Raw genomic sequence first — 20,942 nt, forward strand, 5'->3', positions numbered from 1 at the left:
GCCGGCGCCGTCCTATCGTTCCAGCGGCGCGTCGTCGAACCGCGCCCCACAGTCGCCGCACTCGACGACCGGGTCGTTCGCGTCGTCCGTCGTGAACCCGAGGTCGTCTCTCCCGCAGTCCGGACACGGCGCGGGCGTGTGTTCCGCCTCGCAGGCTGGACACGCGAACGTCAGGTCGCCGTCGGTGGCGAGCCGGAGCGAGTCCGCCCCGCAGTCGGGGCACGTCGCCGGGACGCGCACGTCGTCGCTGTCGCGGGGCGCGCCGAGCGCGAACGCGACGAGGTCGTCGTCGCCGTCGCCGTCGTTGTGTCCGGTCTGGAACTCGCCGGGCGCGAACCGGATCGCCTCGCCCGCCTCTACCCGAACGTCCCCCTCGAGCGTCTCGAACGTCGCCGACCCGGCGACGACGACGAACACTTCCTCCTGATCGGCGTGTGCGTGGAGGCCGCTCGGGAACCCGTCGCCGGGAGCGATCCGGTAGCGGTTGATCGCGACGTGTTCGGTTCCGAGCGCGTCGCCGAGCCGGACCGTTCCCCGCTCCTCGTCGCCGCCGTCGCCGCCGTCGCTGCCGTCGCGAAACATAGCGTACTCCACGGCTACTCGCCTTCGCCGTCGTCGAACTCCGGTTCCGCCCACTTGTCGTCGGCGTCGACAGGGTCGACCGCGTGGGCCACCTGCGCGCCCGAGAAGTCCACGTCGTGCAGCGCCATGTTGAGCCGCTGCCAGCGGGCGCTTTGCTCGTCCTCCCCGGTCGGACCGACGCGGGCGCCGTGGGTCTTGAAGAACTCCCCGTCGCGGCCCATGCGGCTCCCCTCCCCCGTGTGCTTGTCGAACGCCACGTCGTACTCGCCGCCGGGCTCGAACTCGCCGACCGGGAAGTCCACCTGCGGCTCGCCGCCCGTTTCGCGCGCCTCGGCACGCTCGGCGGCGGCGTTTCGGAAGAACTCGTCGGCGTTCGGCGCCTCCCGGGAGGAACTCGCGCGTGCGCACGCCAGCGCGGCGTGGATCGCACACAGTCGGCCGCGCCACTCGGCGGGGTCCCAGCGGTCGGTCGCGAGCGTCTCGTAGCGGTCGACCAGCAGCGCGACCTCCTGGCCGGCACGGAGGTCCTCGACGACGTACAGGTGGAGGCGCTCCCAGAGGTTCCACGCGAACCCCGAACGGGCCAGTTCCCAGGCGGCCCACGCGGCGACCTCCTCGTCGGAGCGGCGGACCGCCTTCTGGAGCAGGCTGGACACCGCATAGCGGTTGTACCCGCCCTGCGTCTCGTCGGCGTCCATCGGTTCGCCGAAGTCGTTCGTGTCGTCGGCGTCCGGGTCGCGATCGGAGAGTTCCCCGTCGGCGCCGAACGTCGTCTGTCGGCTCGCGTCGTCGCCCATGACATCCGCGCTGTCCACGTCGCGTGCGATAAACCCCCCGACGGGGGCGTGGCTCGGCGTGACGTAGTGGGGTCGAATGAGAACCCTTAAGTCCGAATCGGCGGGTATCTGTTGATGTATCCGGGTTTAGCTCAGCCTGGTAGAGCAGCCGACTGTAGATCGGCTTGCCCCCCGTTCAAATCGGGGAACCCGGACTTTCTGTCGCCGCCACGGCGAGGGAGCGGAGCGACCGAGCCGGCGGCGACGAAGCCGATCCGTGAACCGATTTGAAGAGACGAGTCGCAGTCCGGAACGGCGAGCGGAGCGAGCCGCATGCCCGAACCGTCTCGGCGTATTCAAATCGGGGAACCCGGACTTCTGTTGCTGCCGTCGCTCCCGACCACGACCATATATAATCGTTTCCACGAGTTGTCGAGCCGACATGGTTCGTCACCGGTTGAAGGGGTGGGCTGTCGAACGCGAGAGCGTGAGCCGAGATCTCACGCGTCGCCGCGTCCTCGCGGGCGGCGCAACGGCCCTCCTGGCATCGATCGGCGGCTGCAGCGGCGCGACGCCGTTCGTCGGCAAGCGAACCGAGCGCGACGAGACGGTCGCCGTCGACGGAGCCGAACGGCTCGTCGCTCGAACCGACTTGGGCGACGTGACACTTCGTGCCGAAGCGCGCGACGACATCGGCGTGCGGATCACGAAGCAAGCCAGCAGCGTCACGGCGGACCTCTCGGATCTCTCCTTCCGGGTCGAGCGGTCGGGGGGCGATCTCGTCCTCCGTTCGGAGTTCACCGGGGACACGGAGTTCTTCGGCGGCCGCCCGTCGATGTCGCTCGACGTGACGCTGCCCCGGTCGCTGCCAGTGTCGGCCGTCCGGAGTTCCGTCGGCGACATCTCCGTCGACGGCGTCGACGGCGACGTGGACGCCGAGACGGACACCGGTGACGTCCGCCTCCGCGGCGTCTCAGGGTCGGTCCGGGCGGCGGCGTCGACCGGCGACGTGACGGTGGCCGATCCTGACGCGATCCGAGGCGCGCGGACCCAGACCGGCGACGTGACCGCCGATGTCCCCGACCTCGACGGCGACGTCCGGGTCGAGTCGCGAACCGGCGATGTCGCGGTCGCGGTCGGCGGGAACGTCGACGCCGACCTCCGGGTCGCCACCAGCACCGGCGACGTGTCGGTCGACGGGGTGTCGCTGTCGGAGGCGACCCGGACCGACGACCTCGTGACCGGCACGCTCGGCGACGGCGGCCCCTCCCTCGCCGTCGAGACCCGTACCGGCGACGCGTCGGTCTCCCCGCTGAACTGAGCCCCCGCCGAACACCGTCCCCCGATTCGGCCCTCCCCTCGTTCTCGATCGGTTCCCCGACGGCGAGCCGCATCACGTCGCGATCGCCACGGCGAACCTCCGGGTCGACGAGTCACAAAAAAGCGCGTGCCAGCGTATCAGGCGTCGGTTCGCGCGTCGGCGTCCGAAGCGTCGTCTCCGTCGCCCTCCGCGTCTCCGTCACCCTCCGTGTCCCTGTTTCCCTCGGCGGCGACGACGGAGCTGTCGTCGACGAGCGTCGACGTGACCGCCGCGGCGACGCGCCCGAGGAGGTTCGCGGCGTAGAGGGTGAGCAGGCCGACGAGCGCACCCAGACCCGCGGCGCCGAGCGCCCGCGGGAGCGTGTTCACGCGGTACACCCCGAGCTGATAGTCGATCAGCAGGAACTCGCCGTACGCCAGCGGCGCGACCAGCAGCCCCGACGCCAGCGACAGGCCCGTCGTCAACACGACGAGCGCGATCACGGCCAGCACCATCCGCCAGCAGAGGTACAGCAGGCCGGTCCACGTCGGGCGAGCGAACACGAGCCGCTTGCAGAACTCCGCGATCCCGAGGTCCCGCGACGGGAACCACGGCGACACCTCGACGCCGAGCAGGCCGGCCGTCAGCTTCGCGTCGGCCCAGACGACCGCGACCGCCAGCAGCAGCGTTCCCAGCACCGCCACCGGGGCGAGGATCGTGACGCTCAGCCCCAGCGTCAGCGACCCGGCCGCCGAGAACGCGATCAGGTAGCCGAACCCGAGCGGGACCGCGAGCGCGAGGTACAGGAGGCTTCGGTACGTGCGGGGATCGAGGGGCGCGCCCGCGAACGAGGCGAACGCGTCCCGGTAGTTCGTCGTCGTCATGCGACGGCGGGTACTGCGGCCCGAAGCCCGGTAAAACGGGAGCGCCGGCTGTTCGCCCGGCGGACCGTCGAAGGATACAAGTAGGGGTCCCCGGTCAGGTGCCGTCCAGCGAGTAGATCAGCGCGAGCAGGCCGGCGACGTTCGCACACAGCACCGCGAGGAGCGTCGTCGCGTCGTCGAGTCCGACGAGCGGCGCGACGCCGTAGGTGATCGGGAACGGCGCGACCGCGACGAGGGCGATGCCGACGGCGAGGTATCGCATCATCGCGCTGTCGTGTCGGCGGTACCCCCGGTAGGCCGTCACGGCGACGGCGGTGCCGGCGAGGGCCGTCGCCGCGGCCGTCAGGAACAGCAGCGTGCCCGCGTCAACGGCGGTCATAGATCACCCCCAACACGACGAGGAGCCCGACGAGCTGGCTGGCGGTCACCGCGAGCGAGCGAACCGTCGGGTCGGTTCCGGGGACGTTCGACAGCAGCAGGCGCAGGAGGATCGGAACCGTCGTCACGAGCACCAGCCCGACGCCGAGCAGGAGCCTCCGTCGTCCGCCGCTGTCCCGGTAGCCGTCGTACAGGCGACGGGCGAGATACAGCGAGAGCACGACGGCCACGAACAGCGCGGCGAAGACCAGCAGGACGACCGTCGGCGACCCGCCTGTCGTCGTCTGGAGCGTCGGGAGCGTCGGGACCGCGGCCGATCCGGCGAGCGCGCCCGTCATTTGAATCCCTCGTACAGCCGCGTGAAGCGGTCGGCGGCGTCGGATTCGGGTCTGTCGACCGTCACCTCGAACCCCTCGTCGGACAGTTCGAGGTGGACCGCCCTGACGCTGGCGCGATACGTCTTGTAGTGGTGACCGCCCGGATCGAGCTGCTGTTCGTCTTCCAACAGACCGGCGTCCTGGAGGCGCTGGACCCGACGGTAGACGGTCGAGGAGTCGGCGTCGCACGCCTCAGTGAGCGACTCGACGGACTTCGTGTCCCCGTACGTCTCCCGGAGGATCGTCCGGGCGTAGTCGTCGCCGAGGAGGTCGACGATCCCGTCCCCGTCGTCCCCGGCCATGATCACAGTCGTGTCGAGCAGCCGGCAAAAGCGTCCCGAATCCACGGTCGGTGTCGACACATCGTCCACGCGTACCCGGACGACACCCAAAACGACGGGCACACGGTTGCAGCGCCCCCGGATCGACCCGAACGTTTATGTCCTCAGATCGGACTGTTTTCGCGTGTATGTCCCTCCGAGCGAGCGTCGGCGTCGGACGGGGAGTCGCCGCGTTCCTCCTGTCGCCGTTCCGCCGCCAGACGTATCGCAACCTGGCGTACCTCGCGTTGGCGGTCCCGCTCGGGTTCGCCTACTTTCTCCTCGTCGCGGTCGGCGTCCCGCTGGGGATCGGGCTGGCGTTCGTGGTCGTCGGGATCCCGCTGCTCGCGCTCCTCGTCGCGTTCGCCCTCGGGCTGGCGGGGGTCGAGCGGTGGCTCGCGACGGCGCTCCTGGACGTGGAGATAGACCGCTCCGGCCCCGAACTCCCCGGGGACTCCCGTCGCGAGCGCCTCGTCTCGCTCGCGACCGACCGCTCCACGTGGACGGCGCTCGTGTACCTCCCGACCAAACTAGTCCTCGGGACGGCGTCGTTCACCCTGATCACGAGCACACTGACGACCGGCGTCAGCCTCCTGCTCGTGCCCCTGTACTACGACCAGCCGGGCCTGTACGTCGGCGTGGTCACCGATCGACCGGTGGAGTTCCACCCCGCGCTGTACGTCGGCTGGAACCGCCTGCTCGTCGGCTACGAGACGGTGTTTCGTCTCGACGCCTGGCGCGTCACGACCCTCGCGGAGGCGGTGGCCGTCGCGCTCGTCGGCGCGTTCGTCCTGCTGGTCGGGCTGCAACTGCTGAACTGGCTCGCGCGCCTCTCGGGGTGGTACACGCGGCTGATGCTCGATGGGACGTACGACATCGCGGGCGCGGTTCGACGGGCGGTCGGCGGTCGCGCGTGACCGGACGGCCGGCTACTCGCGCCCACCCCACACCCGTTTATCGGTGACCAGCTCGACCGTCATCGCCTCCCGGACGACGACCTGACACGACAGCCGCGGATAGCCGAACCGCTCGGCGGGTCGGTCGTGCCGTGGGACGGCGCCGGTCGACAGTCCTCGGACGCCGCAGGTGGCACAGAGACCCCGCCCGCCGTCGGCGACTCCCTCCCTCATGTCGAGAGGCTCGGCGCCGAACCGTAAAGGCCCCCCCGCGGACGCGACCGGCCCGGTCGACCCTCACAGAGTGAACAGGGATTTATACTGTGCTGGATATTCCACAGATATGACTAAGAGAGTATCTAAGGAACATGGGAACCGGACCGCCCCCGACGACGCGGTCGCCGAGCGGCTGGCCGACGCCGGCGAGCGAGAGTTGGTCGTCGGCGGGGACCGGCCGATCCGGATCTCCGCGGGCCATCGGCTCCTGCGACACGACGGGAAGTGCAGCCGGCCGCACGGCCACAACTACGAGGTGACCGTCCGGGTGACGGGCAAGCTCAGCGCCGAGGGATGGGTCGTCGACAAGGGCGAGGTGACCGCCGTCATCGACGAGTGGGACCACCGGTTCCTCGTCGAGTCGGGCGACCCGCTCGTCGATGGGTTCGAGGCGTCCGGCGACGACGACGCGCTCGTCGTCCTCGACGCGCCGCCGACAGCGGAGGTGATGAGCGTCGCACTGGAGGAGAAGCTCACCGAGCGCCTCCCGGACAGCGTCTCCGAGGTCGCCGTCGAGGTGTCGGAGACGAGCGAGCTGTGCGCGGGCGGGATCTGACGATGCCCGTCAGCGACGAGGTCGACGCCTCGACGACTGCCCCCGAGGGGCCGGCGCTCCCGATCAACGAGCTGTTCGCCTCCCTCCAAGGCGAGGGGAAGCTGGCAGGCGTCCCGAGCACGTTCGTCCGCACGAGCGGCTGCAACCTCCGGTGTTGGTTCTGCGACTCGTATCACACCTCGTGGGAGCCGACGCACGCGTGGATGGGCGTCGAGGATGTCGTCGCGGCCGTGGACGAGCGCGACCCCGACCACGTCGTCCTCACCGGCGGCGAGCCCACGATCCACGAGGAGAGCTTCGAACTGCTCCGACGCCTCGGGGACGACTACCACCTGACCGTCGAGACGAACGGAACCGTCGTTCCGCCCGAGGACACTCCGATCGACCTCGCGAGCATCAGCCCGAAACTGGCCACCTCGACGCCGACGCCGGACCGACCTCCCGCGGGGGCCGGTGGCGACGGCGTCGCCGACGCTGCCGACGCCGAAGCTGCCGACGCCGACCCGAAAGCGACCGACTGGACCGAGCGCCACGAGGCGAACCGGATCGACGTCGACGCGCTCGTGACGCTCGTCGAGCGCTACGAGAGCCAGCTGAAGTTCGTCGTCACCGGGCCGGAGGACATGTCGGAGATCACCGACCTCGTCGAGCACGTTCGCGACGCCGCGAGCGTCCAGATACCCGACCACGAGGTGCTCCTCATGCCCGAGGGACAGACCCGCGAGCAGTTGGCCGAAACCCGGACGACGGTCGCGGAGTTGGCCGCCGAGTACGGCTTCCGGTACACGCCGCGCATTCACGTCGACCTCTGGAACGACGCCCCCGAAACCTGATCGCTATGACCGACACGGAACCCACCGATACCACCGATTCAGTCGATCGAACCGACACGGAAGCATCGACCGCCGACCGCTCCGACCGGTCCGACCGCCCCGGAGCGGTCGTCCTCGTCTCCGGGGGGATGGACTCCGCGACGACGGCCTACGAGGCCCGCGAGCGCGGCTACGACCTCCACTTCCTGCACACCTCCTACGGGCAGAACACCGAGACGAAGGAGCGCGAGTGTGCCGAGGCGCTTCGCGACGAACTCGGGGTCCCGACCGATCGGTTCCTCCACATCGAGACGGACCACCTCGCACGCATCGGCGCCTCGTCGCTCACCGACGCCTCGATGGCCGTCGAGGACGCCGACATGGACGGCGAGGGCGACGAGATCCCCTCCTCGTACGTCCCCTTCCGCAACGCGAACCTCCTCTCGATGGCGGTCTCCTACGCCGAGGCGAACGACTGCGAGGCGGTGTTCGTGGGCGCCCACTCGGAGGACTACTCCGGCTACCCCGACTGCCGCCCCGAGTTCTTCGAGGCGTTCGAGCGCATGGTCGACGTCGGGACGAAGCCCGAGACGACCATCGACATCGTCGTGCCGTTCGTGGAGGACTCCAAGACCGACATCGCCGAGCGCGGGACCGAACTGGGCGTTCCGTACGACCTGACCTGGAGCTGCTACCGAGAGGAGGCGCCCGCGTGTGGCACCTGCGACGCCTGCGCGTTCCGGCTGCAGGCGTTCCAGCGGCTCGGGATCGAGGACCCGATCGAGTACGAGGAACGCCCGGACTACACCGGCGACGAGGACCCGACCGCCGGGGTGTAGCGTCGCCCCGTCCCGAAGAGAGCGACGCCGCCCCCGGCGGGCTCGCGAACCTTCTTCAGCGATCACGGATCCAGACGCACCGTGACACCGTGACCTGACCCTGACCCGCGGGCGTGAAGCGGTCGCGCGACGCACCGCCCGCGGTTCCGCCGGCTCGCGCCGCAGCGCCGCGGCCGGCGTTCGCGTCGCCAGTTCGCATCTCCCTGACAGACCGGAACCGCAAGGGATTCCCGCACACTCGCGTAGCCTCGGGTGTGCCGACCGTCGCCGCCATCGACGCGCTCGAGGATCGGGTGCCGCCGCTGGTCGGGCTCGCAGTCGCTGTCGTGGCGATCTCGACGAGCGCCATCCTCGTCGAGTTGAGCGGCGCCCCGAGCCTCGTGAAGGCGCTGTACCGCGTCGTGTTCACCACCGCGCTGCTGCTCCCGATCGCGGTGTCCCGACCGAGCGACCGCGCCGCCTTCGGCGACCTCGGCCGTCGAGATCTCCTGCTCGCGGGGGTTTCGGGCGTCGCGCTCGCGGTCCACTTCGCGTCGTGGTTCGAGAGCCTGCGCTGGACGAGCGTCGCCGCCAGCGTGACGCTCGTCCAGGCGCAACCGCTGTTCGTCGTCGCCGGGGCGTGGGCGGTGCTCGACGAGCGTATCGGCCGGACGACGGTCGTCGGCGTCGGCGTCGCGCTCGTCGGCATGGCTGCCATGAGCGTCGGCGACACGCTGCTGGGCGCCGCGCCCGCCATCACCGGGCCGGACCCGCTGCTCGGGAACGCGCTCGCGGTGCTCGGCGCCGCGGCCGCCGGCGCGTACGTGCTTCTGGGTCGGTCGCTCCGCCAGCGATTGCCGTTGCTCCCGTACGTGATCGTCGTCTACGGGACGTGTGCGCTCGCACTGCTCGCGGCGACGATCGCCCGCGGGCACCCGCTCGTGGGGTACGGGACCGACGAGTGGCTACTCTTCCTCGCGATGGCCGCGGGGCCGGGCGTGTTCGGCCACACGGTGATCAACTGGGCGCTCGCGCACGTGGAGTCCAGCGTCGTCTCGGTCTCGCTGCTGGGAGAGCCAGTCGGCAGCACGATCCTCGCGATGGTGCTGCTCGCGGAGTACCCGTCGCTGGTGACGCTGGTCGGCGGCGCCGTGGTGCTCGCGGGCGTCGTCACGACGACGCGGGCCCGCGAGACGTAACCAAGGGTCGCGGTCGGATCTCGTCGACAGTGTCGCGGGCGACCTCACTCCAGCAGTTCGCGCGTCTTCCGGTGACGATACCGGAACATCGCCTCGAACCCCGGCCAGCCGAGCGGCGACGCCGTCCGGCCGAGCGAACCGCCGGGGAGTTCGTACCGGACCTCGTCGTCGACGACGGCCTCCTCGCCGCTCTCGTAGAAGCGGTGGGTGTGGCGCCACGTCGGGAACGGGCCCCCGTCCATGGTGTCGACGAACCGCGCGCGTCCGGCCTCCGGGTCGACCTCGCGTTCCTCGATGTGCGAGGTCCACGACTGGCGCGGGCCGACGCCGAACGGTCGGGCGCTCATCTCGATAGCCGTGCCGGCGGTCAGCACTTCCGGGCTCTCCTCGCCGTCAGGTCCGACGACGCGCTCGACACGGAGATTCATAAATCCGGGCGTCAGCGCTTCGAGCCCGCCGATGCCGGAGTGGAACTCCCACACCTCGTCGAACGGCGCCGCGACTCGCACGCGTCGTCGGTACGTCGCCATGGTCGATACAAGGGTCGCAGGGTGAAACACGCATCGGCGGCGGCGATCGCTCGGTCTTTCACGAAGCCGTCGGGCACCTGATTGCGACAGGAGCGACGAAGGGGAGGTGGGGAAAGGGTCGGAGGAACGCGATCGGGCGTCACCGCGTAGCGGCGACGCCGACGGCGCCGACGAGCGCGCCGACGAGGAAGGCGGGTTCGGCCAGCGCGAACAGCGTCAGCGGGAACGCGGCGGCGACGGCGAACGCCGTCGCGAGGTCCGTCGGAGGGCGGTACGTGTCGTCGTGCCGGCCGTGGGCCGACTGTCGGGGATACATCGTCCTGGATGTGGTGTCGGTTAGCTGTCGATCCGGGGCCCGTCGCCCCTCGTGACACCCATTAGCTGAGTCACACTTGAACGTGAGCCAGCCGTGTCAACACACCCCGCGCCTTCCGGCGACACACGGCCGTATCGGTGGCTTTTACGACCGCTCCCCCCGAGGCGTCGCGTATGAGCGAGGACACCGACGAGAGCCAGGAGTTCCGCACCGAGTCCGACAGCCTCGGCGAGATGCAGGTTCCGGCGGACGCCTACTGGGGCGCCCAGACCCAGCGCGCCGTCGAGAACTTCCCCATCAGTGGCGTCACGTTCGGGCGACGCTTCGTCCGCGCGCTCGGTGTCGTGAAGAAGGCCGCCGCGCAGGCCAACCGCGACCTGGGGCACCTGGATGAAGACACGGCTGCGGCGATCGTCGAGGCAGCGGACGAGGTCATCGCCGGCGAGCACGACGACCAGTTCCCGGTCGACGTGTTCCAGACCGGCTCGGGCACCTCCTCGAACATGAACGCCAACGAGGTCATCGCCAACCGCGCCGCCGAGATCTCCGGGGCGGAGATCGGCGACCGCGTCATCCACCCGAACGACCACGTCAACTTCGGGCAGTCGAGCAACGACGTGATCCCGACGGCGATGCACGTCGCCGCGCTGGAAGCGGTCGAGAAGGACCTCATGCCCGCGCTGGAGGAGCTCCACGCCGCCCTCGAGGAGAAGGAGGCTGAGTTCGACGGCGTCGTCAAGACCGGCCGCACGCACCTGCAGGACGCGACGCCCGTCCGCCTCGGCCAGGAGTTCGGCGGCTACCGCGCGCAGATCCAGAAGGGGATCAAGCGCGTCGGCGACACGCGGTACCACCTCCGCGAGCTCGCGCTCGGCGGGACGGCCGTCGGCACCGGCCTCAACACGGACCCGGAGTTCCCCGAACTCGCCGCGGAGTACATCTCCGAGGAGACGAACACGCAGTTCCGCGAGGCCGACAACCACTTCGAGGCGCAGGCGGCCCACGACGCGATGTCGGAGGCACACGGCGCGCTCCGCACCGTCGCCGGGAGCCTCAACAAGATCGCCAACGACCTGCGGCTGCTCGCCTCCGGTCCCCGGAACGGCCTCGGCGAGATCGAACAGCCGGAGAACCAGCCGGGCTCGTCGATCATGCCCGGGAAGATCAACCCCGTCGTCGCCGAGGCGGTGAACCAGGTCCACAAGCAGGTCGTCGGCAACGACGCCGCGGTCTCGGCGGGCGCCGCCGAGGGGCAGATCGACCTCAACCTCTACAAGCCGGTGCTGGCGCACAACTTCCTCCAGTCGACGGCGATGCTCGCGAACGCGAGCTCGGTGTTCGGCGAGCGCTTCGTCGCCAAGCTCGAGGCCAACGAGGAGTACGCCGCCGAGCGCGTCGAGCAGTCGATGGCGCTGGCGACGGCACTCAACCCCGCGATCGGCTACGACAAGGCCAGCGAGGTCGCCAAGACCGCGCTGAAGGAGGACAAGACGGTCCGAGAGGTCGTGCTGGAGAAGGGGTACCTCACCGAGGAGGAGGCCGACGAGGTGCTCGACCCCGAGGCGATGACCCACCGCGGGATCCTCGGCGAGGAGTAACTGAAACGGAGCTGACCGCGGCTCAGTCGGATTCGGCCGCGCCCTCCTCCATCCGTTCGTAGCGCTCTCGGAACGTCGACTCGCAGGTGGGACAACAGAAGTGATACAGCGTCCCGCCCACCCGGCTCGCCACGCCCTCGCTGGTGACGCTGTTGCCGCACTCGGCACACTCCAGGGCGAACTCGGTCGCCGTTACGCTCGGGCTCCAGTCGACATCGGAGACGAGCTCGACCGTGTAGTCGTCGATCGCGTCGGCGCCGACGACCTCGGCGACCCACTCGTCGACCGCGTCGTCGGCGACCCGAGCGAACGCCAGCACGTCGCTCCCGGCGGTCGTGAACACGTGTTCGACCGCCTCGCTCGTCCGAAGCGACTCGCGGAGGGTGCCGGCGTCGCCCGGCGGGAGTTCGAACCTGAGCAACACCGGGGTGCCGGCCCGCAGCAGCGACCGGTCCACGTCGATCGTGAACCGCCTGATGACACCCGACTCCCGGAGCCGCGAGACGCGGTCCGACACCGCGGGCGCCGAGAGGTCGACCGCGTCACCGATCTCGCTGTAGGAGCGCCGGCCGTCGGCCGCGAGCATCCGGAGGATCTCCATGTCGGTCTCGTCGAGGTCGCGCATCGATCGGGGCGACGCGCGGGGCGGTGAAAAACGACTCCCCCGCCCGGTCCCGGCGACGCGGCGTCGGTCGGCCGCGGCGGGTGGCCTCCGATCATGACGACTGAAGGCCCCCGATCGCCGCGCCGGCTGTCGATCCGTCAAACATCCGATCCCGACAGTCTACGGGCCGGAACAGACCGGTACGTTCAATTCCTCCCGCTCGAAGGTATCAGGTATGCCTCAGCTCACAGCGAGAGCCACCGGTCGGGATCTCCTGCGATGTCGACGATGCGGGACGGAGTTCCCCGAGGGACGTGCGACCGAGGACGGCTGGCACTACGCGTGTCCCGAGGACGGCTGTGACGCGAAGGGGCTCGGGAAGGGCCTCAAGCGCGTCGAGTGACGGGAGCGGCGCGGCGACGCCGCGGCCGACGGGTGTGGTGACGATCGGGTTCCCGCACGGACTCACACCCTTTTTCTCCCCGGCCGCCGCAGGTTCGCGCAATGACCGATCGCTCGTTCGACCCCGAGGAACTCGGCCTCGTCGCGGGGCTGGAGATCCACCAGCAGCTCGACACGGCGACGAATCTCTTCTGTGACTCGCCGACGGCGCTCCGCGAGCCCGAGGAGGCCGAGCACACGATCACGCGCTACCTCCACCCGACGAAGTCGGAGCTGGGCGAGATCGACGACGCCGCACTTGAGGAGTCGCAGGTCGATCGCACCTTCGAGTACCTCGCGTACGACTCCACCTGTCTCGTCGAGGAGGACGACGAGCCCCCCCACGAACTCGACGGGGAGGCGCTCGAGGTGGCGATGCAGATCGCCGACCTGCTCGACATGCACGTCGTCGACCAGGCGCACGTGATGCGCAAGATCGTCATCGACGGGTCGAACACCTCCGGGTTCCAGCGCTCGACGCTGCTCGCCCAGGAGGGCGAGATCGAGACCGCCGACGGGCCCGTCGGGATCGAGGACCTCATGCTGGAGGAGGAGTCGGCGAAGCGCGTCGAGGAGACCGAGGAGGGCGTGCGCTACTCGCTGGATCGGTTGGGAATTCCACTGGTCGAGATCGGCACGAAGCCGGACATCACGACGCCCGAACAGGCCCGCGAGGCCGCCCAGCGCATCGGGATGCTGCTGCGTTCGACGGGCACGGTGAAGCGCGGGCTCGGCACGATCCGTCAGGACGTGAACGTCTCCATCGCGGAGGGCGCCCGCGTCGAGATCAAGGGCGTGCAGGCGCTCGACCAGATCGACGAGATCGTCGAGACCGAGGTACGCCGCCAGAAGGAACTCGTCGACATCGCCGCGGAGCTCCGCGAGCGCGACGCCGCCGTCGGCGACCCGGTCGACGTGACCGACACCTTCGCGGACACCGACTCCGGCGTCATCGCGGGCGCGCTCGACTCGGGCGGCGTCGTCCACGCGGTCCGGCTCGCCGGCTTCGACGGCCTCGTCGGGAAAGAGATCGCCCCCGACCGCCGGCTCGGCACCGAACTCTCCGATCACGCGAAGCGCCACGGCGCCGGCGGTATCTTCCACACGGACGAGCTGCCGGCCTACGGTGTCACCGAGGCCGAGGTCGAGGCGCTGCGGGAGGCCGTCGACGCGGCGGAGAACGACGCGGTCGCGCTCGTCGCCGACGATCCCGAGACAGCCGAACTCGCCATCGACGCGGCCGCCGAGCGCGCGGAGACGGCCATCAACGACGTTCCCGAGGAGACGCGCGGCGCCAACGACGACGGCACGACCCGCTACATGCGTCCGCTGCCCGGCGCCGCTCGGTTGTACCCCGAGACCGACGTGCCGCCCGTGGAGCCGGATCCCAGCGAGGTCGAGACGCCCGAACTCCTGACCGAGAAGGTCGAGCGGTATCAGGAGGAGTACGAGCTGGGCGCCGGGCTGGCCGAGCAGGTCGCGTACGGCCGCCGGATGCCGCTGTTCGAGTCGGTCGTCGCCGACGGCGTCGACACCACCTTCGCGGCGACGACGCTGGAGTCGACGCTGACGGAGCTGCGCCGCCACGACGTGCCGGTCGGCGAGCTGACCGACGACCACCTCCGCGACGTGCTCGCGCTCGTCGAGGACGGCGAGTTGGCGAAGGAGGGCGTCGGCGACGTGCTGACGGTGCTCGCGGAGCAGCCCGACCTCGACGCCGAGGAGGCGGTCGAGGAGGCGGGACTGTCGGGCGTCGACGAGGACGAGGTGCGCCAAGCGGTCGCAGAGGTCGTCGAGCGCAACGCCGAACAGGTCGAGGCCGAGGGGATGGGCGCGTTCTCGGGGCTGATGGGCGAGGCGATGGGCGCGCTGCGCGGGAAGGCCGACGGCGAGGTCGTCAGCGACGTGCTCCGGGAGGAGATCCAGAAACGGGCGTAAGACGGGACGGTTCGGCGGCTCCGACACGATTCTCCCGTTAATCAGGCAGCCGTGGTGGCGCGCGCCGGCGGGCCTCCGTGCCCGCCGGGAGCGCGCGAGGGATGAGCACCGCAACGCGAGCGGAGCGAGCGTGAGGAGCGCAATCGGTCGGGGAGGACGAGGCGGCGGTGCGGTCGCCGGGGGTGGGACTGAAAGGGGCCGCGGGGCTCGGCGAAGGAGCGGAGCGGTGAGCACCGCAGGCGAACGGAGTGAGCCGAGGAGCGCGCCGCCCGCACCGAGTCGAGCCCCGCGGGGGCTTTCGCGGTCGGCACCACGGTAGTCCGATCCAAGCCAGTCCGAACCGATACGCCACCGACGGCCACTCGTCCCGATCAACCACACGATTAAACCCCGCAACCACCGAACCAGGATCAGTGCCGCATCAGGAGGAACTCTCGAACCCCTACGGGATGGACACCGACTGCCGACACTGTCCCGCGCTCGTCGACTGCCGCGAGCGCGTCGTCCACGGCTACGGCGACGCCGAAGCGGAAGTGCTGGTCCTCGGGGAGGCGCCCACCGCGGGCGCCGAGCGCACGGGCGTCCCGTTCACCGGCGACGAGGCGGGCGAGCGGATCCAGGGGATCCTCGCCGAACTCGGCCTCTCACGGTCGCCGCCCGACGCCGACGAGCCCGACCTCCAGAACGTCTACACCACGTACCTCACGCGGTGTCGCCACCCCGACCGGGGACCGACCGACGAGGAGGTGGCGAACTGCGACGCCTTCCTCACCGCCGAGGTCCGGATGATCAACCCCGAGCTGATCGTTCCCGTCGGCCAGCGCGCGCTGGAGGCGCTCGCGATCGAGTACACCACCCGCGCGCCCGACTCCTTCGACGCCGAGGCCGAACACGCGACCACCGTCCGCGGCCGAGGGTTCGAGCTCCTGCCGATGAAGGACCTCGACGACCTCACCGACGCGGACGCGGACCGGTTCCTCGAACACGTGCGGGAGAACGTCTTCTCGCGCGACTACCGCCAGACGAAGGGCCGGCGCAGTCGCTGACCGCGGGCGATCACGGGTCGTCGACGCGCGGATGGCTCACCAGTACGGCGTTTCCCAGCGAGCGGGCGCGGTTCGGCGTCCCCACGCGACCGCGACAGCGACCGCGCCGGCGACGAGCGCGAACGTGGCGAGCAGCCCGAGTACCGGAACGCCGTCGGCGCCGACGCCGCCAGCGGCCAGCAGCGCGAGCGCGGCCGCGGCGGCGAGCACCGACACGAGCGAGCCGAGTCGGACGAGGGCGGCGGTCAGGTCCATGCCGACGCTGCGGCGCGGCGTTTGATAAACCCCTTTGCCGCTCGCGCCCCACCACGCCGTATGACCGTCGTCGCCGTCCTCGCCGACCCGCCACGTCCCGGACTCGCCCTGCCAGACCTCGTCGAGACGACCCCGCTGTCGGCCGCGGACGCCGCCGACCTGTACGCGGCGTGCCTGAAGGACGTCTTCCGCGCCGTCGAGCGCTCCGGCGGCGACCTGCTCGTCAACTACCGTCCCGACGACCTCCTCCCGGACGAGCACGTGACCGACACGTCGAGCGAGGCACAGCTGCGCGCGCTCGCCGGCGAGACGCTCGACGACGTGACCGAGGCGCGCATCGAGCCGCAGGTCGGCTCGACAGTCTCGGCGCGCGCGGGCAACACCGCGACGCATCTCCTGCGCGAGGAGGGCGTCGACTCCGTCGCGGTGACGCGGGGGACCGCCCCGCTGCTCACCCGCACCGTGATCGACTCGGCGGCGATGAAGCTCCGCGGGAACCAGACCGTCCTCGGTCCCTCGACGCGCGGGCGGACCTACTACGCGGGCTTCACGGCCCCCGTCGACTACGAGGACGCCTTCGGGGGGCCGGAGCTGGAGACGCTCATCGACCGCGCGAACGACGCCGGCCACCGCGTCGAGTTCCTCCCGATGCACGTCGGCGTCGAGACCGCCGCGGACCTGCGTGACCTGCTTCCGGTGTTGTGGAGCCGGATCGAATCCGAGCGGGTCGTCCCCGAGCACACCGCGACGTTCGTCCACGAGCGCGGCCTGCGGGTGCGCGACGGGGCAGTCGTGCTCGACGGCTGACCGAAGGAAGCCGGCGATCCGCTCGGAACTCGGCACCAAGCGGTGAATCGCTCGGACATCGACGCCGGCCGGCGACCGTTAGGACTTAGACGCGGACCGCGGAAGGACCGAGTGTGGTGGGGTGGCAGAGTGGCCTATTGCGTCTGCCTTGAAAGCAGATGGCGCAAGCCTCCTGGGTTCGAATCCCAGCCCCACCGAACTTCTCGAAAAACAGCGACACGTGAGCGGTTCGACCGCCCCGACCCTACAGGAACTGCCCGGCGACGTACCGCCAGACGCCCAGCGACACCGAGCCGACGATCAGCATCACGGCCGCGAAGGTGATCGCGACGCCGCCCTCGACGACCGGGGTCGCGCGGACGAGTAGTCCGATGACGGCCGCGGGGATCCACGACCGGATCGCCAGCGGCACCGACGCCTTCGCCGACTCGGCGGCGCCGGCGGAGTACGCGCCGATCAGCGGCGCGGCGACGACCCATCCGAGGAGGAACGGTGCAGCCACCGACAGCAGCGTGAGCACGTCGCCCGCGCCGGCCGGCGGGAACGGGACGGTTCCGTGCTGGATCGTGCCGGCGTAGATGAACGCGACGATGACGAGCAGGTCGCCGACCGCGAGCGGGAGCGCGGCCCTGTCGACCCGGTTCGCGAGGAACGAGCCCGAGCCAGTGTCCGTTGCCATACCCGTCCGTTCGTCCGATCCGGCTTAACGCCCGCGTTCCGCGATCGGTGCCAGCCGGCGTTATGGACTCGGCTTCACGCCGGCGACGGTGTACCCGAAGCCGGGCTCGACGACGTGTCCGCGCAGCCCCGCGTCGTCGAACAGCTCGGCGAGCGCGTCCGCCTCGAAGAACCGCGAGTCCATCCCCGCGACCGACTCCAGCGTCGCGAGCGCCCGTCCGCGGCGAGTCGAGGGGTCGAACTCCCTGATCACGAGCACGCCGCCGGGCGCCAGCGCGCGTTCGACCTCCCGGATCGCCGACTCGGGGTCGGGGAAGTGGTGAAGCGCGTCGGCGACGACGACTGCGTCGAGGCTCGCGTCGCGGACCGGCAGCGTCGCGGCGTCGGCGCGGACGCCCTGAAACCCGTCCTCGCGGGCGCGCCGGAGCATCCCCGCGGAGTAGTCGAACACCGTCGCGTCGACCCGCAGGTCCCGGAGCGTTCGGCTCGCGCGGCCGGTCCCGCCGCCCAGGTCCACGACGCGTTCGAGCGGGCGGTGCGCGAACGCCAGTCCCGCGCGCAGGTCCTCGGCGCGCGCCGGCGGCATGAACACGTCGTACAGGGGAGAGATCCGGTCGAAAAAGCCCACGTCGCCGTGACCGTACATACCCGACCCGACGGGGCGCGGGAGATTAGGCGTGGCGCTGAAGTCGCGGCCGCGCGTAGCCGACGCGTGGAGTTCCGACTGCTCGGCTGGCCCGAGGACGGAGTCGTCCTCCGGCTCGACCACCGCGAGTACGCGTACGCGGGGAAGTTCGTCATGTCGAGTACGGGGAAGGCTGTGGCCGTCGGCTCCGACGGCGACGCCGATACCAGCGACCGCGGCGACACGGATACCGACGACGGCGGCGCCACCGACGACGACGCCGTGTTCCGGCTCCCGGACGACCCGAAACGGGAGTACGTCGTGCCCGCGGGAGCGGTGGCGTTCAACGAGGACCGAAGCGACGCCGACGCGCTGTGGCTCCGCTACGTGACCGTCCGCCGCGGGCGACGCGGCGAGGGGATCGGTCCGCGCCTGTGCGCGTTCGTCGTCGCCCGCGCCGCGGAACGCGGCTACGAGCGCGTCCGCATCGCCGTCAACAACGCCTACAGCTACGAGGCGCTCCACAAGGTCGGGTTCGCATGGACGGGTCGCGAAACGGGGATCGCGGAACTCGTACTGGAACGCCCCTCGGGTGAGCCTGCCGTCGTCGACTCGGCCACCTATCGCGAGGGGCTGGCGACTATCGTCGCCCGCGACGACGTGGACGACGGCGAGCGGGCGTTCGCCGAGCGAAAGCGCGAGCGCGGACCGCCCGCGGTCGATGTCGCCTGAGCGGTCGCCGACGGTTGCGGACGGTCCCCGACGGTCGCCGCCCGCAGCGACTCGGGAGCTTCAAACGCCGCGGGCCCCACACGCCGACAATGGGAAACGCGGACCTGCGTGACATCGCGCACATCGAGGCGGTCGCCTTCGAGGACCTCTCCGGGGTGGTCGCCGTGGACGCGCACAACTGGCTGTATCGCTACCTCACGACGACGGTGAAGTTCACCAGCGACCACCGCTACACGACTGACGCGGGCGAGGAGGTCGCGAACCTCATCGGCATCGTGCAGGGGCTGCCGAAGTTCGTGGAGAACGACCTCACGCCGGTGTTCGTCTTCGACGGCGGCGTCACCGACCTGAAGGACGACGAGGTGGCGAAGCGCCGCGAGGCGCGAGAGAAGGCAGAGGAGCAAAGGCAGGCGGCCGAGGAGCGCGGCGACTCCGTGGAGGCCGCCCGGCTGGAGGCGCGCACGCAGCGACTCACGGACACGATCCACGAGACATCCCGGGAACTGCTCCGCTTGCTCGACGTGCCGGTCGTCGAGGCGCCCGCCGAGGGCGAGGCGCAGTGCGCGTACATGAACCGCGTCGGCGACGCCGACTACTCGGGCAGCGAGGACTACGACACGATGCTGTTCGGCGGCCCGCGCACGCTCCGCCAGCTCACCTCGAAGGGGGATCCCGAGCTGATGGACCTGGAGGCGACGCTCGCCGACCACGACATCACCCTCGAACAGCTCGTCGACGTGGCGATGCTGTGCGGGACGGACTTCAACGAGGGCGTCTCCGGGATCGGCCCGAAGACGGCGCTGAAGGCGGTGAAAGAGCACGGCGACCTGTTCGCGGTGCTTTCGGCGCGCGACGCGGAGATCCCCAACGCCGAGCGGATCCGGGAGTTCTTCCATTCGCCGCCGGTGACCGACGACTACGACCTCGACGCGACGATCACCCCGGACGTGGACGCCGCCCGCGCGTACGTCGTCGACGAGTGGGAGGTCGACCCCGACGAGGTCGAGCGCGGCTTCGAGCGCATCGAGGAGGCGCTCACCCAGACCGGGCTCGACGACTGGACGTAGGCGCCCCTATGGCGGCCGCTGTTCGGAACCGATGCGACCGACGCTCCGACGCTTTCGGTCGGATCCGATGGGATTAACACTGCCCGCCGGATAGTCGGAGACGCGCTCGGTTGGTGTAGTCCGGCCAATCATGTTGGCCTTTCGAGCCGACGACCAGGGTTCAAATCCCTGACCGAGCATGGTTCTCGGAACGGAGTGGAGAGAGCCACGCGCAGCGTCGGGATTTGAAGTAGACGGGACGCAGCGACCGAGCGGAGCGAGGTCGACCGTCCCGGTGTGGTTCAAATCCCTGACCGAGCACTTCTCGCGAACGGCTCCCGACCAACCTTAGCTCCCTTCACGCGGACCGTCGTACGCGTCGAGCCAATCCCCCACCACCGACTGGACCGCCCCGGCGGTGCTCCCCAGATTGAGGATCCGGTAGCCGTCGCCGACCTTCTCGTTCACGTCGTCCATGCCGAAGCCGAGCCCGCCGACCGGAACGTCCGCCTCCAGCGCCGCGGTCCGGACGCGTTCGACGGCGTCCTGAACCGCCGGGTGGTCGAGTTCGCCCGGGTGGCCGAGGCCCACCGACAGGTCGAGCGGGCCGATGAACACGAACCCCAGATGGGGGACATCGAGGATCGATTCGACGTTCTCGACGGCCTCGACCGTCTCGACGGTGGTGCCGACGAGCGTCTCGCGGTCCTCCGCCTCGACGTAGTCCTCCTTGAGCCCCCAGCGACGCGCGCGCGGCGCGGCGAGGCCGCGGTCCCCCGGCTCGCCGTCGTAGCGAAACCGGGCGGACCTGACGGCCGCCTCCACCTCCGCGGCCGTCTCCACCCGCGGGAGAAACAGCGACCGGACGCCGAGATCCAACGCCTTCCGCACGAGCGTCGGATCGGTGTCGGGGAGGCGCACGAGCGGCTCGATCCCGGTTCGCTCGGCCGCCCGCAGGAGACCTTCGACGGTCGCGCCGTCCCAGGGGTCGGGCCCGCCGTGCTCCATGTCGAGCCAGACGAAGTCCAGCCCGAGCTCCCCGTACAGTTCGACCATCGAGGGGTCGTACGTCGAGTCGAGCACGCCCAGCGCGACGCCGCCGTCCTCGATCCGGGCGCGAAGGCCGTTTCGGGGCTCCGAGATCGTCATGCG

General features: G+C 70.5%; 26 protein-coding genes, 3 tRNA genes and 1 pseudogene. 16 read left to right on the top strand and 14 right to left on the bottom strand.

Annotated elements, in window-relative coordinates; genetic code table 11:
- Positions 1–12: 12 nt before the first annotated feature.
- Together K6T50_RS02315 and K6T50_RS02320 are read right to left on the bottom strand one after the other, a co-directional pair.
- Positions 13–594, bottom strand: a complete 582-nt coding sequence (locus tag K6T50_RS02315; RefSeq protein ID WP_225935356.1) for a cupin domain-containing protein — start codon at positions 592–594, stop codon at positions 13–15.
- A gap of 2 nt (positions 595–596) precedes the next feature.
- Positions 597–1,379: a hypothetical protein gene (locus tag K6T50_RS02320; RefSeq protein WP_222608799.1), complete on the bottom strand. Its 783-nt coding sequence runs from the start codon at positions 1,377–1,379 to the stop codon at positions 597–599.
- Positions 1,380–1,499: 120 nt separating this feature from the next.
- Between K6T50_RS02320 and K6T50_RS02325 the strand changes: the two genes are divergently transcribed.
- Both K6T50_RS02325 and K6T50_RS02330 read left to right on the top strand, forming a co-directional pair.
- A tRNA-Tyr gene (locus K6T50_RS02325) sits at positions 1,500–1,573 on the top strand.
- A gap of 272 nt (positions 1,574–1,845) precedes the next feature.
- Complete coding sequence (locus K6T50_RS02330) at positions 1,846–2,679, top strand: DUF4097 family beta strand repeat-containing protein (RefSeq protein WP_222607825.1); 834 nt, start codon at positions 1,846–1,848, stop codon at positions 2,677–2,679.
- Positions 2,680–2,816: 137 nt separating this feature from the next.
- Here the strand turns inward: K6T50_RS02330 and K6T50_RS02335 are convergent, their stop codons facing one another.
- The 4 genes from K6T50_RS02335 to K6T50_RS02350 all read right to left on the bottom strand — a co-directional run bounded on the left by K6T50_RS02335 (position 2,817) and on the right by K6T50_RS02350 (position 4,599).
- On the bottom strand, positions 2,817–3,542 hold the full coding sequence (locus K6T50_RS02335; RefSeq protein WP_222607826.1) for a sensor domain-containing protein: 726 nt from the start codon (positions 3,540–3,542) through the stop codon (positions 2,817–2,819).
- Positions 3,543–3,636: 94 nt separating this feature from the next.
- Entirely contained in the window at positions 3,637–3,921 is a 285-nt protein-coding gene (locus tag K6T50_RS02340) for a DUF7521 family protein (protein ID WP_222607827.1), read from the bottom strand.
- Positions 3,908–4,258, bottom strand: coding sequence for a hypothetical protein (locus K6T50_RS02345; protein WP_222607828.1), 351 nt, complete (start codon positions 4,256–4,258; stop codon positions 3,908–3,910). Before K6T50_RS02345 ends, K6T50_RS02340 begins: the two co-directional genes overlap by 14 nt.
- The gene (locus K6T50_RS02350; protein WP_222607829.1) at positions 4,255–4,599 is read right to left on the bottom strand and encodes a helix-turn-helix domain-containing protein; all 345 of its coding nucleotides are present in this window, start codon (positions 4,597–4,599) and stop codon (positions 4,255–4,257) included. The genes K6T50_RS02345 and K6T50_RS02350 overlap by 4 nt, the downstream gene beginning before the upstream one ends.
- Positions 4,600–4,766: 167 nt before the next feature.
- Here K6T50_RS02350 and K6T50_RS02355 point away from each other — a divergent pair, with 167 nt between their 5' ends.
- Positions 4,767–5,534 (top strand): sensor domain-containing protein, encoded by a 768-nt coding sequence (locus K6T50_RS02355; RefSeq protein WP_222607830.1) that lies wholly within the window; start codon positions 4,767–4,769, stop codon positions 5,532–5,534.
- Positions 5,535–5,546: 12 nt separating this feature from the next.
- Here K6T50_RS02355 and K6T50_RS02360 read toward each other — a convergent pair.
- A pseudogene (locus tag K6T50_RS02360) lies at positions 5,547–5,726 on the bottom strand ((2Fe-2S)-binding protein); the annotation flags it as partial.
- A gap of 130 nt (positions 5,727–5,856) precedes the next feature.
- On the opposite strand from K6T50_RS02360, the gene K6T50_RS02365 reads away from it, so the two are divergent.
- From K6T50_RS02365 to K6T50_RS02380, 4 genes are all read left to right on the top strand, one after another.
- Complete coding sequence (locus tag K6T50_RS02365) at positions 5,857–6,345, top strand: 6-pyruvoyl trahydropterin synthase family protein (protein ID WP_222607831.1); 489 nt, start codon at positions 5,857–5,859, stop codon at positions 6,343–6,345.
- A 2-nt stretch (positions 6,346–6,347) separates the two neighbouring features.
- Positions 6,348–7,178 (top strand): 7-carboxy-7-deazaguanine synthase QueE, encoded by an 831-nt coding sequence (locus K6T50_RS02370; RefSeq protein WP_222607832.1) that lies wholly within the window; start codon positions 6,348–6,350, stop codon positions 7,176–7,178.
- 5 nt (positions 7,179–7,183) lie between these two features.
- Complete coding sequence (gene queC, locus K6T50_RS02375) at positions 7,184–7,996, top strand: 7-cyano-7-deazaguanine synthase QueC (RefSeq protein WP_222607833.1); 813 nt, start codon at positions 7,184–7,186, stop codon at positions 7,994–7,996.
- 254 nt (positions 7,997–8,250) lie between these two features.
- The gene (locus K6T50_RS02380; protein ID WP_225935357.1) at positions 8,251–9,174 is read left to right on the top strand and encodes a DMT family transporter; all 924 of its coding nucleotides are present in this window, start codon (positions 8,251–8,253) and stop codon (positions 9,172–9,174) included.
- Positions 9,175–9,218: 44 nt separating this feature from the next.
- Here the strand turns inward: K6T50_RS02380 and K6T50_RS02385 are convergent, their stop codons facing one another.
- Positions 9,219–9,704, bottom strand: a complete 486-nt coding sequence (locus K6T50_RS02385) for an SRPBCC family protein (RefSeq protein WP_222607834.1) — start codon at positions 9,702–9,704, stop codon at positions 9,219–9,221.
- A gap of 139 nt (positions 9,705–9,843) precedes the next feature.
- Positions 9,844–10,020: a hypothetical protein gene (locus K6T50_RS02390; protein WP_222607835.1), complete on the bottom strand. Its 177-nt coding sequence runs from the start codon at positions 10,018–10,020 to the stop codon at positions 9,844–9,846.
- Between the two features lie 173 nt (positions 10,021–10,193).
- On the opposite strand from K6T50_RS02390, the gene K6T50_RS02395 reads away from it, so the two are divergent.
- Positions 10,194–11,618: a class II fumarate hydratase gene (locus K6T50_RS02395; protein WP_222607836.1), complete on the top strand. Its 1,425-nt coding sequence runs from the start codon at positions 10,194–10,196 to the stop codon at positions 11,616–11,618.
- Positions 11,619–11,640: 22 nt separating this feature from the next.
- On the opposite strand, the gene K6T50_RS02400 is transcribed toward K6T50_RS02395, so the two are convergent.
- Positions 11,641–12,243 carry a winged helix-turn-helix transcriptional regulator gene (locus K6T50_RS02400; protein WP_222607837.1) on the bottom strand — a complete coding sequence of 201 codons (603 nt, stop codon included), beginning with the start codon at positions 12,241–12,243 and terminating at the stop codon, positions 11,641–11,643.
- A gap of 214 nt (positions 12,244–12,457) precedes the next feature.
- Between K6T50_RS02400 and K6T50_RS02405 the strand changes: the two genes are divergently transcribed.
- The 3 genes from K6T50_RS02405 to K6T50_RS02415 all read left to right on the top strand — a co-directional run bounded on the left by K6T50_RS02405 (position 12,458) and on the right by K6T50_RS02415 (position 15,647).
- Positions 12,458–12,625, top strand: coding sequence for an HVO_2901 family zinc finger protein (locus K6T50_RS02405; protein ID WP_222607838.1), 168 nt, complete (start codon positions 12,458–12,460; stop codon positions 12,623–12,625).
- A 101-nt stretch (positions 12,626–12,726) separates the two neighbouring features.
- On the top strand, positions 12,727–14,601 hold the full coding sequence (gene gatE / locus K6T50_RS02410; protein WP_222607839.1) for a Glu-tRNA(Gln) amidotransferase subunit GatE: 1,875 nt from the start codon (positions 12,727–12,729) through the stop codon (positions 14,599–14,601).
- 449 nt (positions 14,602–15,050) lie between these two features.
- Positions 15,051–15,647: a uracil-DNA glycosylase gene (locus K6T50_RS02415; RefSeq protein ID WP_222608801.1), complete on the top strand. Its 597-nt coding sequence runs from the start codon at positions 15,051–15,053 to the stop codon at positions 15,645–15,647.
- Positions 15,648–15,683: 36 nt separating this feature from the next.
- Here the strand turns inward: K6T50_RS02415 and K6T50_RS02420 are convergent, their stop codons facing one another.
- Positions 15,684–15,902, bottom strand: coding sequence for a hypothetical protein (locus K6T50_RS02420; protein WP_222607840.1), 219 nt, complete (start codon positions 15,900–15,902; stop codon positions 15,684–15,686).
- Between the two features lie 60 nt (positions 15,903–15,962).
- Here K6T50_RS02420 and K6T50_RS02425 point away from each other — a divergent pair, with 60 nt between their 5' ends.
- A complete protein-coding gene (locus K6T50_RS02425) occupies positions 15,963–16,709 on the top strand; it encodes a hypothetical protein (RefSeq protein ID WP_222607841.1) in 747 nt (248 codons plus the stop codon).
- Positions 16,710–16,824: 115 nt separating this feature from the next.
- Positions 16,825–16,906 (top strand) — tRNA-Ser (locus K6T50_RS02430).
- 47 nt (positions 16,907–16,953) lie between these two features.
- Here the strand turns inward: K6T50_RS02430 and K6T50_RS02435 are convergent.
- Positions 16,954–17,388 carry a DUF3054 domain-containing protein gene (locus K6T50_RS02435; RefSeq protein WP_222607842.1) on the bottom strand — a complete coding sequence of 145 codons (435 nt, stop codon included), beginning with the start codon at positions 17,386–17,388 and terminating at the stop codon, positions 16,954–16,956.
- A gap of 60 nt (positions 17,389–17,448) precedes the next feature.
- Positions 17,449–18,033, bottom strand: a complete 585-nt coding sequence (locus tag K6T50_RS02440; RefSeq protein ID WP_222607843.1) for a class I SAM-dependent methyltransferase — start codon at positions 18,031–18,033, stop codon at positions 17,449–17,451.
- Between the two features lie 66 nt (positions 18,034–18,099).
- On the opposite strand from K6T50_RS02440, the gene K6T50_RS02445 reads away from it, so the two are divergent.
- The 3 genes from K6T50_RS02445 (at position 18,100) to K6T50_RS02455 (ending at position 19,990) form a co-directional block, all read left to right on the top strand.
- Complete coding sequence (locus K6T50_RS02445; protein ID WP_222607844.1) at positions 18,100–18,744, top strand: GNAT family N-acetyltransferase; 645 nt, start codon at positions 18,100–18,102, stop codon at positions 18,742–18,744.
- An 89-nt stretch (positions 18,745–18,833) separates the two neighbouring features.
- Positions 18,834–19,811 carry a flap endonuclease-1 gene (fen, locus tag K6T50_RS02450; protein ID WP_222607845.1) on the top strand — a complete coding sequence of 326 codons (978 nt, stop codon included), beginning with the start codon at positions 18,834–18,836 and terminating at the stop codon, positions 19,809–19,811.
- 104 nt (positions 19,812–19,915) lie between these two features.
- Positions 19,916–19,990: transfer RNA gene (locus tag K6T50_RS02455), tRNA-Glu, on the top strand.
- A gap of 148 nt (positions 19,991–20,138) precedes the next feature.
- On the opposite strand, the gene K6T50_RS02460 is transcribed toward K6T50_RS02455, so the two are convergent.
- On the bottom strand, positions 20,139–20,939 hold the full coding sequence (locus tag K6T50_RS02460) for an HpcH/HpaI aldolase family protein (protein WP_222607846.1): 801 nt from the start codon (positions 20,937–20,939) through the stop codon (positions 20,139–20,141).
- Positions 20,940–20,942: the final 3 nt, after the last annotated feature.

This window comes from Halobaculum magnesiiphilum, assembly GCF_019823105.1.
In the GTDB taxonomy this organism is placed as follows: Archaea; Halobacteriota; Halobacteria; order Halobacteriales; family Haloferacaceae; genus Halobaculum; species Halobaculum magnesiiphilum.